This window comes from Ulvibacter antarcticus, from assembly GCF_003688405.1.
Taxonomy (GTDB): domain Bacteria; phylum Bacteroidota; class Bacteroidia; order Flavobacteriales; family Flavobacteriaceae; genus Ulvibacter; species Ulvibacter antarcticus.
Window position 1 is genome coordinate 455,400 of sequence record NZ_REFC01000014.1, and the last position, 13,003, is coordinate 468,402.

Annotated in this window: 12 protein-coding genes; 5 read left to right on the plus strand and 7 right to left on the minus strand. The window is 37.8% G+C overall.

Annotated elements, in window-relative coordinates; genetic code table 11:
* Positions 1-4 precede the first annotated feature (4 nt).
* From BXY75_RS13745 to BXY75_RS13755, 3 genes are read left to right on the plus strand one after another with little or no spacing between them, the layout of a single operon-like run.
* The gene (locus BXY75_RS13745; RefSeq protein WP_245962978.1) at positions 5-1,318 is read left to right on the plus strand and encodes an O-antigen ligase family protein; all 1,314 of its coding nucleotides are present in this window, start codon (positions 5-7) and stop codon (positions 1,316-1,318) included.
* The gene (locus BXY75_RS13750; RefSeq protein WP_121908334.1) at positions 1,284-2,303 is read left to right on the plus strand and encodes a glycosyltransferase family 4 protein; all 1,020 of its coding nucleotides are present in this window, start codon (positions 1,284-1,286) and stop codon (positions 2,301-2,303) included. Before BXY75_RS13745 ends, BXY75_RS13750 begins: the two co-directional genes overlap by 35 nt.
* A gap of 32 nt (positions 2,304-2,335) precedes the next feature.
* Complete coding sequence (locus BXY75_RS13755; protein WP_121908335.1) at positions 2,336-3,730, plus strand: sugar transferase; 1,395 nt, start codon at positions 2,336-2,338, stop codon at positions 3,728-3,730.
* Between the two features lie 283 nt (positions 3,731-4,013).
* Here the strand turns inward: BXY75_RS13755 and BXY75_RS17170 are convergent, their stop codons facing one another.
* From BXY75_RS17170 to BXY75_RS13765, 3 genes are all read right to left on the minus strand, one after another.
* Complete coding sequence (locus BXY75_RS17170; protein ID WP_170152901.1) at positions 4,014-4,160, minus strand: hypothetical protein; 147 nt, start codon at positions 4,158-4,160, stop codon at positions 4,014-4,016.
* A 70-nt stretch (positions 4,161-4,230) separates the two neighbouring features.
* On the minus strand, positions 4,231-5,427 hold the full coding sequence (locus tag BXY75_RS13760) for a lipoprotein N-acyltransferase Lnb domain-containing protein (protein WP_121908444.1): 1,197 nt from the start codon (positions 5,425-5,427) through the stop codon (positions 4,231-4,233).
* Positions 5,428-5,512: 85 nt separating this feature from the next.
* Positions 5,513-6,583: a putative type IX sorting system protein PorV2 gene (locus tag BXY75_RS13765; protein WP_121908445.1), complete on the minus strand. Its 1,071-nt coding sequence runs from the start codon at positions 6,581-6,583 to the stop codon at positions 5,513-5,515.
* A gap of 181 nt (positions 6,584-6,764) precedes the next feature.
* Between BXY75_RS13765 and BXY75_RS13770 the strand changes: the two genes are divergently transcribed.
* Positions 6,765-7,517 carry a CDP-alcohol phosphatidyltransferase family protein gene (locus tag BXY75_RS13770; RefSeq protein WP_121908336.1) on the plus strand — a complete coding sequence of 251 codons (753 nt, stop codon included), beginning with the start codon at positions 6,765-6,767 and terminating at the stop codon, positions 7,515-7,517.
* A gap of 115 nt (positions 7,518-7,632) precedes the next feature.
* On the opposite strand, the gene lptB is transcribed toward BXY75_RS13770, so the two are convergent.
* Genes lptB through BXY75_RS13790 form a run of 4 tightly spaced genes read right to left on the minus strand, consistent with a single transcriptional unit; the run spans position 7,633 to position 10,584 of the window.
* A complete protein-coding gene (gene lptB, locus BXY75_RS13775; protein WP_121908337.1) occupies positions 7,633-8,373 on the minus strand; it encodes an LPS export ABC transporter ATP-binding protein in 741 nt (246 codons plus the stop codon).
* A 60-nt stretch (positions 8,374-8,433) separates the two neighbouring features.
* The gene (locus BXY75_RS13780; protein ID WP_121908338.1) at positions 8,434-8,787 is read right to left on the minus strand and encodes a carboxymuconolactone decarboxylase family protein; all 354 of its coding nucleotides are present in this window, start codon (positions 8,785-8,787) and stop codon (positions 8,434-8,436) included.
* Positions 8,777-9,619: a twin-arginine translocase subunit TatC gene (tatC, locus tag BXY75_RS13785; RefSeq protein ID WP_121908339.1), complete on the minus strand. Its 843-nt coding sequence runs from the start codon at positions 9,617-9,619 to the stop codon at positions 8,777-8,779. The genes BXY75_RS13780 and tatC overlap by 11 nt, the downstream gene beginning before the upstream one ends.
* Complete coding sequence (locus tag BXY75_RS13790; protein WP_121908340.1) at positions 9,619-10,584, minus strand: KpsF/GutQ family sugar-phosphate isomerase; 966 nt, start codon at positions 10,582-10,584, stop codon at positions 9,619-9,621. The genes tatC and BXY75_RS13790 overlap by 1 nt, the downstream gene beginning before the upstream one ends.
* Before the next feature lie 204 nt (positions 10,585-10,788).
* On the opposite strand from BXY75_RS13790, the gene recQ reads away from it, so the two are divergent.
* Complete coding sequence (recQ, locus tag BXY75_RS13795) at positions 10,789-12,981, plus strand: DNA helicase RecQ (protein ID WP_121908341.1); 2,193 nt, start codon at positions 10,789-10,791, stop codon at positions 12,979-12,981.
* Positions 12,982-13,003 lie beyond the last annotated feature (22 nt).

Here is a 13,003-nt window from a genome sequence, read left to right on the forward strand (position 1 = left end):
TCAGTTGGTTGCATTGCATGTTGCTATGGGAGTAGGAATCTTTATTTTTCCTCTGCTGGCTAAACTGATATTACCCCTTGTAATCTTGTTTTTTCTTTATTTATTGTTGTCTAATAACAACAGACAGGACGAAGCATTAATGGCTGCTGCTTATATTATGGGTTTTGAAGTGCTATCACGTATGACAGGCACTTCGTTTTCGTATGAGTTTGCTAAGTATGCAGTAATCGCTTTTCTATTTATTGGTATGTTTTATAGAGGATTTCATCGAAAATCCTGGCCTTATATTTTCTTTATATTCCTCCTCGTTCCCGGGATTATATTTTCGGCAATAAATTTATCTTACGATGCTAACGTTGCTAATGCCATCGGTTTTAATTTAAGTGGCCCAATTTGTTTAGCTACAAGTGCCCTTTATTGTTACGATCGAAAAATGAATTTTGCACGGCTTCAAATAATATTAGTATGTATCTATCTTCCTTTAATAACTATGATCGTCTATTTGTATCTCTATACACCAGATCTAAGGGATTCACTAACTAGTACAGGATCTAACTTCGAGGCTTCCGGTGGATACGGACCGAATCAGGTGGCAACAATACTTGGATTGGGAATGTTTATTTTATTTTCCAGATTACTAACGGTAAAAAACCGAATGGTCAATATTGTAGATCTGGTTTTGCTAGGCCTAATGAGTTATCGGGCAATTATTACATTTTCGCGTGGTGGAGTGTTTACTGCAGCAATTTGCGCGCTCTTGTTTCTCTACTTTTATTTTAAATGGCTTCCTGCCGATAAAAAAGCGAGTCTCTTGCCTAAGGTTGGAATTATTTCGGCTGTATTAGTTGGAACTTGGTTTGTTTCTGTAATTTTTACATCGGGCCTTATTATTAATAGGTATTCGAATGAAGATGCCGCTGGAAGATTAAAAAGCGATATCACGACAGGAAGATCTGAATTAATCGATTCTGAGTTATCTGCTTTCTTTGAAAATCCGATCTTTGGAATTGGTGTTGGAAAAATTAAAGAATACCGATTTGAAAGGACAGGTATACTCTCAGCAACGCATAATGAAACCAGTAGGATGTTATCGGAGCATGGAATTTTAGGTCTTATCGGACTCATGATTTTATTTATAACGCCTATGGTTTTTAGGATTAGAAATAGATCAAATTTCTTTCTGTTCTCCTTTTTAGCATTCTGGTTTTTAACGATCAATCACTCGTCTATGCGAATCGCTGCACCGGCATTTGTTTACGGACTCTGCTTAATAACATTAATCGATGGAAAAAAGAAGCCTGCTTTACGTAGGAAATAAATTAAGCACCAAAGGCGTTACGGCATCGACTATTGATAGTTTAAGCACCTTATTGGAAGAAGAAGACTATAAAGTATACACTGCGTCCTCCTTTAAAAATAAACTGCTTCGGTTCTTAGATATGCTATGGGCGGTTTTACGCTATTCTAAAAAGGTATCAGTTGTCTTAATAGATACTTACAGCACTCAAAATTTCTATTATGCAGTGGCTGTAGCAAAACTGTGTAGAATGCTTGGATTGGACTACATTCCTATTTTACATGGTGGAAATCTACCCGACCGACTTAAAAAGAGTCCGGTGTTGTCAAGAAAATTGTTTAAAAATGCCAAGTCAAACGTTTCTCCATCAATGTATTTGATAGAAGCGTTTAAATCGCATGGCTTTGATAATCTAACCCACATTCCAAATTCAATTGAACTAGAAAATTATCCTTTTTTACTTCGGAAGGAATTGCAACCTAAACTTTTATGGGTGCGTTCGTTTACAGAAATTTACAATCCGTTGCTAGCCTTGGATGTGGTCGAATTACTTCAGAAGAAAGGAATAGACGTTTCACTCACCATGGTTGGACCGGAAAAAGATGGTTCTCTGGAAAAGTGTGAAAAGGAAGTAGAGAAGCGGAATCTCCCAGTCACGTTCACAGGAAAATTGAAAAAATCGGAATGGTTACTTCTTTCCGAAGATCATGATATTTTTATAAATACTACGAATTTCGATAATACACCGGTGAGTGTGATTGAAGCAATGGCGCTCGGACTTCCTGTAATATCCACAAATGTAGGGGGAATTCCGCACTTAATTTCCGACAAACAGACCGGAATTCTAGTGCCGCCAAATGATTCAGCAGCAATTGAAAAAGCTATAAATCAACTTCTTAACGAACCCGATTTAGGGCTTACGATCTCCAAAAATGCACGAAAAAGTATAGAAACCTTCGACTGGCAAAAGGTAAAAGTCCGATGGCATGTCCTTTTGAACGAATAAATACTTATTTTTGCACATGCCAAAACCAGATCATGGACCAAAAGTCTAGTATTCACTTTGATATTTCGGAAAGAAAAGTACTATTGCGCATACTGGACGTAGTAAGTGTATTGGGACTGCTTTATATAGTAGGTCAAGTGTTTGATTTCGATTACTTTAAGATTAATTCTACACACTGGGTTTGGTCTATTGTATTAGGACTATACCTTACAATTTTTGCTACTATTTTTGAACTTTATGACTTGCAGAAGGCGAGCAAATTCGAAGTTGTAGTTCAGAATGTAATCCTTACATCTTCGGTAACAGTACTCTTTTATCTACTTACACCCTTTTTCACTCCAACTTTGCCTGTAAATCGATTGCAGATTGTTTATTTCTATATTTCGGTAAATGTTTCGCTTTTTCTTTGGCGATATGCATATATAGTATTGGTTTCGGCACCTCGATTTTTTAAAAGGATATTACTCATTGGAGATGCATCCGATATTGACACCATTGTGACTTCCCTTCAAAAATCGGATCCCAATTATAAAGTTGTTGGTTTTATCAATACGAGTAAAGAGAAATATGTGGCCCCTCATTTTAGAGAGTTTGACGAGTATAAAGTAAAAGAGATCGACAAAATTGTAAGAACAAAATCAATTTCCGAGATTGTTGTCGCAACTCCTCAATCCAGTGGGATGACTGTTAAACTATACAATAAACTCATTGTCTTATTGGAAGGTGGCCTGTCTATTCGGGCGTATACTCAGGTGTACGAAGAAATTACGCATCGAATTCCAGTACAGCATGTGGATAAGGATTTTTATAATTTTTTCCCATTTAGTCGCAGTAATCAAAACAAGCTTTATCTTTTCTTTCACAGGATATTAGATCTTTTGTTTTCAGTGATAGGACTCGTTTTCGGACTTATTTTGTTTCCTGTTATTCTCTTCGGAAACCTTTTCGCAAATAAGGGACCTTTGTTTTACACTCAAATACGTGTTGGTAAAAACGGGCAGCATTTTAAGATTTACAAATTAAGAAGCATGGTGACCGATGCAGAGAAAGATGGGGCTCAATTTGCTTCTGCCGGCGACTCCAGAGTTACCAAATTTGGGCGTTTTCTTCGGAAATCCCGTTTCGATGAAATCCCGCAGTTTATTAACGTAATACTAGGAGATATGAGTGTAATAGGACCCAGACCCGAGCGACCGGTATTTGTGAAAGAACTCTCCGATAAAATTCCTTTTTACGAAGTGCGACACTTAGTAAAACCAGGAGTAACCGGCTGGGCACAGGTAAACGCCAAATACGGTTCTTCGGAAGAAGACGCACTAGAAAAACTCCAATACGATCTTTATTACATCAAACACCGAAGCCTGTTTCTAGATATCAGTATTGTAATAAAGACCTTAAGTACGATCATTTTCTATAGAGGACAGTAAAAAATTAAATCCCAAATTTCAAATCCCAAATTCCAAAGATTGTCACTTCGAGTGATTTTTAATGACCAGAGGGAATAAAAATAGTATCGAGAAGGAGTGATTTTTAATGACCAGAGGGAATAAAAATAGTATCGAGAAGGAGTGATTTTTAATGACCAGAGGGAATAAAAATAGTATCGAGAAGGAGTGATTTTTAATGACCAGAGGGAATAAAAATAGTATCGAGAAGGAGTGATTTTTAATGACCAGAGGGAATAAAAATAGTATCGAGAAGGAGTGATTTTTAATGACCAGAGGGAATAAATCCCGAAGCTTCGGGAGTATCGAGAACCTCTGTCACTTCGAGTGTTTTCATACCGACCATAAGGAGTGATGAAAAAGTATCGAGAAGGAGAAGAAAGAAGTTAGGATAACGTAGTATGTAGCGCAATTTTTTAATTTTGCTCACTCCTCACTCCTCACTCCTCACTCCTCACTCCTCACTCCTCACTGCTCACTGCTCACTGCTCACTGCTCACTTCATGTTTTCCAAAATACTGCATCAAATACAAATAGCGAATCCCTAGAGCAATCAATAATGGCAATAGGCCAATGGCGAATTCTTGAACGCCTGTAATCCAATGTATGGTGAGCAAGGTCAGACACAGAATTAAGAATAATACATAACGCCTTAGCCATGTTTTTGGGTGTCTTTTAATAATTGCAAAGATAAATATCAACGAAAGCGGAACCGCCCATAGTAAGTTGTAATTGTTTGCTGTTGCAGAATGATCTGTTGCAAACCAAAGTAATAATAATAGTATTCCAATAATTCCTGTAACAAAGAAAATAACAAGATCTAGAAAACGACTTCTTGTTTGCTTCTTGTTGTCTCTTATTGTTGTAAATACAATGAGTAAACCAAGGCATCCAAAAATAAACAAGGGGCTTGTGAAAAAATTGGATGATGGCATGTTTTCCGTTTCACTCACTACATCCACAGTTTGTTTTACCAAAGGCACATCATTGCCATTTCTATGAATAACTGCATTTTCTGCGGCTTTAAACACATATTCGGGTAGAAACTGATACTCAAGAGGGGAGGCTTTTCTATCGACTACTGCACCAATAGCCACATCCATCCCTAGGCTACCCCATGAATTGGCATTTACATTTTTCTGAATGAGTTGCCGAAACGTATAATCTTCAATAATATGGTCTGTTTTGTATTCCAGCTTATCTCCCAGTACTCCTGAAAGTACATCTCGCATCCTGGTGGCACAGTTATCATAGAAAAAATCGTATTTGTACTTCTTGTTTTCCGGCTTGGCATTATTCTGAAGGAAATCAAACAACTCCTGTTTCTCAGAAGAAGTCAGATCGAGTACTTGTTTTTTCACCCATCGGTTTTGACCTTTGTAATAGCTTACGAAAGGATTATAATTACTAACACCCAGTTCATACAACAATTTGCCTTGTGCAAACTTCAGATAGAAATTTGGGGTATTGAAATCGTATCGCCCGTAATCATAAACTAGATCAATTCCCAAAGAAGGATCGGAAACATGATACCCATTATGGCCAAATGAATCGTTAAGTTGAGTGCCGGGACCAATAGTGAGAATACTTATTTCTGCATTTTCGGATAAATTGTTGAATTGTGCTTCGACAGTCAATGTTGTAAGCAGAACTAAAAGTAGAATGAATTTTTTAATCACAATGCTGTTCAAGGATTAGCTATTTTTTGAATTAACAAAGTTAAAGAAACTTTACTTCCAAAAGCCATAAAGTAGTCATTTGAAATTATCTGAAAAGACTCCAATCTAATTTCACAGAAAATACGTTCGAATACAAGGCAGCACTCTGATCACCAATATCCGTAAGCGCATAATCAACATAAATTCCTTTGTATTTAAATCCGACCCCAATATTAGGCTGAAACCCTACAGATTCATTGCCGTCCAATTGTTGTACATTCTGAAAATTCCCTACACCTCCTCGTACAAAGATCATGTCTATATATCCAAATTCGAGTCCTAAAGCAGGCGTAATACTTGTTGAAGAAGATGAAAAGATATCGTTGGTTTCTGCAAAGCGAACGTTGAGGTCTAGTTCGGTTTGTAGCGTGTAATCATAATCATAAACAAATTTCTTCGCCATTCCTAATTGTAGTTTTGGAATGGTAATCTCTGTGCTTTCCGGAAGTTCCTGATTCTGACCTTCTACTGCTCCTTGAATAGTCGCAAATTCTTCTTCATCGATAGACCAGGCGTTAAAAGTGGTGGTAATATCACGCGCCATGATCCCGAATTGCCATCCCTTCTTATTTTCAAACTGTATTCCGGCATCTAGCCCAAATCCCCATGAGGATGCGAACTTCCCAATTACTCGTCTAATTACTTTCGCATTGATACCGTATTGTAGTCCGTCTAATGGGAGTTTTCTTGCATAGGAAAAAGTGAAACCATAATCGGCAGTTGAGAATAAACTAATTCGGTCGTAATTTATATTTCCTTCGTCATCAATTAATTGAGTAGTATTAAGAATATCATCTACTCCAAAGCGAATAATCGATAAACCTACGGCACTCTTATCATCCAAGGGCATTGCGAACGCAGCATAATCGTAACTCGCGATGTTGGCGAAATAGGAGGCATGCATTAAAGAAAATTGCTTGTCTTCCAATTTTAAGAGACCCGCCGGATTCCAATAGCCAGAATTTACATCAGATGTGGACGCGACCACGGCGTTAGACATACCAAAGGCAGCGGCATCCACACCAATGTTCATAAATTCGTTTGAGTATTTACGAACAGTTTGTGAAAAGGCAGCACAGCTAACTAAAAATAAAACAAAAAACAGGTTCTTCTTCAAGCGTGAAATTTTGGACAAATATCTCATTAATTTACAGAATACTAAACTATAATTTTAACGACATATTGTGTTTTCATGGCATTAGACGCAAATACTTTCCTATTTTTACATTAAATTACGAATAGTAATTAAAAGCAGGTCTAATCCTGTTTGAAACTATTAGGAAATACCATCAAAATATATGATTAAACAAATACCGAATATCATTACCTCACTTAACTTATTGTGTGGTTGCGTTGCCATTTTATTTGCAGTTTCGGGAGATCTTGTATCGGCTTCTATTTTTGTTTTCTTCGGAATTTTTTTCGATTTCTTCGATGGATTGGCTGCCAGAGTCTTAAACGCGCAAAGCGATGTAGGTCTTGAGCTCGACTCTTTAGCAGATATGGTTACTTCCGGTCTGGCTCCTGCAATCGTAATGGTGCAGTTGTTAAGTGAAGCTACCAAAGGAGTACCATTACAATTAGTCTCTGAAAACACGGAATCGATGCACTGGAATAGTGGAAGCATTCCGTTTGTGCCATTAATCGGACTTTTAATTGCGGTTGCATCTGCTTATAGATTGGCGAAGTTTAATGTAGATACTCGACAGACAACCAGCTTTATTGGCTTACCTACACCCGCAAATACAATTCTGATTCTTAGCTTACCTCTAATTCTTCATTTTCAGTATTCAGAAGGAATAGAACAGATTATTCTGAATAAGTGGTTTCTAATAGGATTGACATTGCTGAGTTGCATCCTATTGAATGCAGAACTTCCTTTATTTGCTTTAAAATTTAAAACCTGGGATTTCAAGAGCAATGCAATTCGGTACGTATTTTTACTTATTTGTGTAGTGTTATTGGTTTTTCTGAAATTTATGGCAATTCCGGCCATCATTTTACTTTATATACTGCTTTCGTTGTTCTGGAAAGAAAAAGAAGTGCATTAGGGGTAGAGCGGTTTGTTTGAGCTCTCCTCTGCAGCCTTTAGCGAAAGAGGAAGCGAGTAGCGATGACCCGACCTTAACTACGAGCGAGAGGGAGTAGTGAGGGAATGCCCAAATATTAAAACTCCAAACGTTTTTTACGAAGTTCAAAATTTTGTCCCAAATATACTTTACGCACCATTTCGTCGGCTGCAAGTTCTTCAGGTTCGCCATGTTTTAAGATGCTACCTTCGAACATTAGATACGTGCGGTCTGTAATAGCCAACGTTTCCTGCACGTTATGATCGGTAATGAGAATTCCTATGTTTTTATTCTTTAACTGTGCAACAATGCGTTGTATGTCTTCCACAGCAACTGGGTCTACGCCGGCAAAGGGTTCATCCAGAAGAATGAAATGTGGATCGGTTGCCAATGCGCGTGCAATTTCGGTACGTCTACGTTCCCCACCACTTAAAAGATCTCCACGGTTTTTACGAATATGACCCAAGCCAAATTCGTCAATGAGCGTTTCCATCTTCATGTTTTGCTCTTTTTTGGAAAGCTTGGTGAGTTGCAATACACTTAAAATATTATCTTCCACACTCAATTTTCGAAAGACTGATGCCTCCTGCGCAAGATAACCGATACCATTTTGAGCACGTTTGTACATTGGGTAATTAGTGATCTCGGTTCCTTCCAGATAGATGCGCCCTCCATTCGGTTTTATGAGTCCTACAATCATGTAGAAAGAAGTGGTTTTACCAGCTCCATTAGGTCCTAAAAGCCCTACAATTTCACCTTGGTTAACTTCCACAGTGATACCCTTGACCACTTTTCGGCCTTTGTAGGATTTCATTAGGTTCTCGGCTTTTAATTTCATTCGGACTTGGCTTCAGATAAGTTAACGTTAAAAGTACTATATAATTTTCCGAAGAAAAAATCAGGCATTATTTTGCTCTAAAGCTTCCCAATATTCATAAGCACGACGTAAATGTGGAATTACAATGGTGCCTCCAATTAAAAGCGATACACTCATTCCATCTACTACTTCTTCCTTGCTTATTCCCAGCTTGTAACATTCTTCCAAATGATAACGAACGCAGTCGTCGCATCTTAAAACGAGTGAATTTCCTAGTCCTAACAGTTCTTTTGTCTTTTTTGAAAGGGCTCCTTCAGTAAATGCGTTGGTGTCCAGATTAAAAATTCGCTTGATGATTTTATTATTATCGGCAAGCATTTTTTCGTTCATTTTTGAACGATAGGCGTTAAATTCTTCTACTATATTATTTGACATGGGCTTTTTCTCTTTTACGTTGTTTTCGTACTACAGCAGCTGAAATAAAGATACTTATCTCGTATAATATTAGAACTGGTACCGAAACGATTACCTGACTGGCAATATCCGGGGGAGTAATTATAGCAGACAAAATTAGTACCCCAACCAGCGCAAATTTGCGATAAGTACGAAGTAATTTAGGGGTGACAATCCCAACTTTAGTTAGGAAATAAATGATTATTGGTAACTCGAAAATAAGTCCGCTGGCTAATACCGAGGCTCGAACGAGACCAATATAGCTACTAAGATCAAAATCGTTAAAGACTTGATCACTTACGCGGTAACTTCCTAAAAAGTTAATTGATAATGGGGTGACTACGTAATATCCAAACAACACTCCCAGAAAGAATAGAAAGGAAGCAATTACAATAAAGAAGCGACTGTTACTGCGTTCATTAGAACGCATTCCCGGGCTGATAAACTTCCAGAATTCATAGATAACATAAGGGAAACCAACGATAAACCCGGTCATTATTGAGGTCCATATATGTGCAGAAAATTGTCCTGACATGGTTCTGCTTTGAATTCGAAATTGTGATTCGGTAAAACAGAAGCTGTCTTCTAGTCCAATTGTATTTGCAAGTCTGCAAAGTAATTTATACGTAGGGAAATCCGGATTTTTTGGTCCAAATATTAGCACATCGAAAATAAAGTCCTTCGCTAGAAAAGCAACTACAGACAGCGCCAATACTACTCCTGTCGCGCGAATGAGGTGCCATCTTAGATCTTCAAGATGATCTAGAAATGACATTTCTTTTTCGGAATTTTTATTTTTTAAGGTTTTCGACATTAAATGATACCTTCTTTCGTAAGGTTGTGGATGTGCACTACCCCGCAATATTTTCCTTTCTCTTCAGCGAGGATCTGAGTGATGCCAAAGGTATCCATAATTTCCATTGCTTCGACTGCCATGGCATCGTTAGATATCATTTTTGGATTTTTAGACATAATGTCTTTTGCGGTTAATCCTTTAAAGGTGTCAACTTTGCTTAACATTCTACGAAGATCCCCGTCGGTAATAATCCCTACAACCTTATTGTTCTCAACAACAGCGGTAACTCCAAGCATTTTTTTGGAGATCTCAACAATAACTTCTTTTAGATCTGTATCGGGATGAACCTCAGGCTTTTCGTTTAAAGCGGTTAGGTTGCTTACTCTTAGATAGAGCTTTTTACCTAGAGATCCACCAGGATGAAATTTCGCGAAGTCCTTACTCGAAAAACCATGAAGGTCTAATAAGCACATTGCCAGCGCATCACCAATCACTAATTGAGCTGTCGTACTGGTCGTGGGCGCGAGATTATTTGGACATGCTTCTTTTTCAACATATGCGTGTAATACATAATCTGCTTGAGTTCCAAGGAATGATTCTCGGTTGGAGGTGATCGCAATAAGCTTATTTCCAATCGCTTTAATTAGTGGAACCAGCACTTTTATTTCCGGGGTATTACCACTTTTTGAAATACAAATAACAGTGTCGTTTTCCTGTATGGTTCCCAGATCTCCGTGGATCGCATCGGCTGCATGCATAAAGATAGCAGGTGTTCCGGTTGAATTGAGCGTTGCCACAATTTTGGTTGCGATGTTCGCGCTTTTTCCAATCCCGGTGATGATCACTCTTCCCTTCGAATTATAAATATAATCAACGGCCTCAGCGAATTCTTCGTTCACAAGGGAGGACAGATTAAAAATCGCTTTGCTTTCAGTTTCAATGGTTTTCCTCGCCACTGAAATAATTCGGGCTTTTTTGTTCAAAATTTTACGCTTTTGATTGTTTGTAACTGATTCAGAAATTAGTATATTTAGATTGAAATTTAAATCATATGTGGTTTAAAGATCAGATTTTACACAAATAAGATGCAGTTATATAATATTGGTTGCAAAATTACAATTGTTCCATTGCATAAACAATTAATTTTGATGGCTGAAACTAATTCTTTTTAAAACAACCCAAGCGGCGTGAGCGAAATTGATATATACGCAGCACTCAAGACTTATTTTGGATTTACAAAGTTCAAGGGACTCCAGGAACCGGTAATTAAAAGTTTACTTTCCGGAGATGATACTTTTGTTGTTATGCCAACGGGAGGTGGGAAGTCTTTGTGCTATCAGCTACCGGCATTGATTAATGAGGGTACTGCTATTGTAGTTTCCCCTTTAATTGCGTTAATGAAAAATCAGGTGGATGCGTTACGTGCGCTCTCTTCGGAAGAAGGCATTGCTCATGTATTGAATTCTTCATTGAATAAAACAGAAGTTAAGAAAGTTAAGAGCGACATAGAAGCAGGAATAACTAAGCTGCTTTATGTGGCTCCGGAATCCCTTACGAAAGAAGAGTATGTAGAATTTCTTCAGAATCAAACTATTTCGTTTTTAGCAATAGATGAAGCGCACTGTATTAGCGAGTGGGGACACGACTTCCGTCCTGAATACAGAAATCTAAAATCTATTATTCAACGAATCGGTGATAATATTCCTATTATCGGTCTTACGGCTACAGCAACTCCTAAAGTACAGGAAGATATTTTAAAGAATCTTGGAATTCAGGATGCCAATACTTTTAAAGCATCATTTAATCGCCCGAATTTATATTACGAAATTCGTCCTAAGACCAAGAATGTGGATGGTGATGTCACTCGTTTTGTAAAACAACATGAAGGTAAAAGTGGTATTATTTATTGTTTGAGCCGAAAGAGAGTGGAGCAATTAGCTCAAATTCTTCAAGTAAATGGGGTAAAGGCAGTTCCCTATCACGCTGGACTGGATGCAAAAACTCGAGTTAGGCATCAGGATATGTTTTTGATGGAAGATGTAGATGTGGTAGTTGCAACTATTGCCTTTGGGATGGGAATTGACAAACCTGACGTCCGATTTGTAGTACACAATGATATTCCAAAAAGTATAGAGAGTTACTATCAGGAAACTGGTAGAGCTGGAAGAGATGGAGGAGAAGGGCATTGTTTGGCTTATTACTCGTACAAGGATATTGAGAAGCTGGAAAAATTTATGAGTGGTAAACCGGTTGCAGAGCAGGAGATAGGACATGCATTATTACAGGAAGTCGTAGCATTCGCTGAAACTTCCATGTCAAGGAGAAAGTTTATTTTGCATTATTTCGGGGAAGAATTTGATAATGAAACCGGAGATGGTGGAGCCATGGACGATAATATGCGTTATCCGAAAAAGAAACACGAAGCTAAAGAAGATGCGGTTCGGTTAATCACTGTAGTGGATCGAACCAATGAACAATATAAATCGAAGGAAATTGTAAATGTTTTGATTGGTAAGGCCAATGCAATGATTAAGTCACATCGTACAGATACTCAGGATTTCTTCGGAATAGGTCACATGCATGAAGCTGCTTATTGGATGGCTTTGTTAAGGCAACTATTAGTCGCAAGATATCTTAAGAAAGATATTGAAACCTATGGTGTGGTAAAACTAACGGAAGAAGGAAAGAATTACCTTATATCGCCGGTTTCATTTTTGATGACCGAGGATCATTCGTTCAAAGAGGCAAATGATGATATTGTTATTGTCTCAGAGATGAGCGGAGCCGTTGCCGATGATAAGCTCTTCAAATTGCTTAAAGCCGAACGTAAAAAGGTGGCAGATACATTAAAATTACCCCCATTTGTGATTTTTCAGGATCCTTCACTTGAAGATATGGCCTTAAAATACCCAACAAGTCTTGAGGAACTTGCAAATGTACATGGCGTTGCCGAGGGAAAAGCTAAAAAATATGGAAAATCTTTTGTGAAGCTTATCCAAAAGTATGTTGATGAAAATGATATACTACGACCAGATGATTTTGTTGTGAAAACTACTGGAAGTAATAGTGCTATTAAATTATATGTAATCCAAAATGTAGATCGAAAATTACCCCTTACCGATATCGCTTCTGCGAAAGGCTTGGAAATAAGTGACCTAATTAAGGAAATGGAAGCCATTGTTTATAGCGGCACCAAACTCGATATTAGTTATTGGATAGACGATTTACTCGATGAGGAACAACAAGAAGAGATACACGAGTATTTTCTGGAAGCAGAGAATGATAATATTGAAATCGCCATGGAAGAATTCGACGGTGATTATGATATTGAAGAGCTTCGGTTGTATCGAATCAAGTTTATTAGTGAGGTTGCAAATTAGATTTTTACATCATCCTTTTCAT

Coding starts and splice junctions, on each gene's coding strand:
- BXY75_RS13750 (WP_121908334.1), top strand. CDS start 1,284: ATGGAAAAAAGAAGCCTGCTTTACGTAGGAAATAAATTAAGCACCAAA.
- BXY75_RS13780 (WP_121908338.1), bottom strand. CDS start 8,787: ATGTCAAATAATATAGTAGAAGAATTTAACGCCTATCGTTCAAAAATG.
- tatC (WP_121908339.1), bottom strand. CDS start 9,619: ATGTCGAAAACCTTAAAAAATAAAAATTCCGAAAAAGAAATGTCATTT.
- BXY75_RS13770 (WP_121908336.1), top strand. CDS start 6,765: ATGATTAAACAAATACCGAATATCATTACCTCACTTAACTTATTGTGT.
- BXY75_RS13755 (WP_121908335.1), top strand. CDS start 2,336: ATGGACCAAAAGTCTAGTATTCACTTTGATATTTCGGAAAGAAAAGTA.
- lptB (WP_121908337.1), bottom strand. CDS start 8,373: ATGAAATTAAAAGCCGAGAACCTAATGAAATCCTACAAAGGCCGAAAA.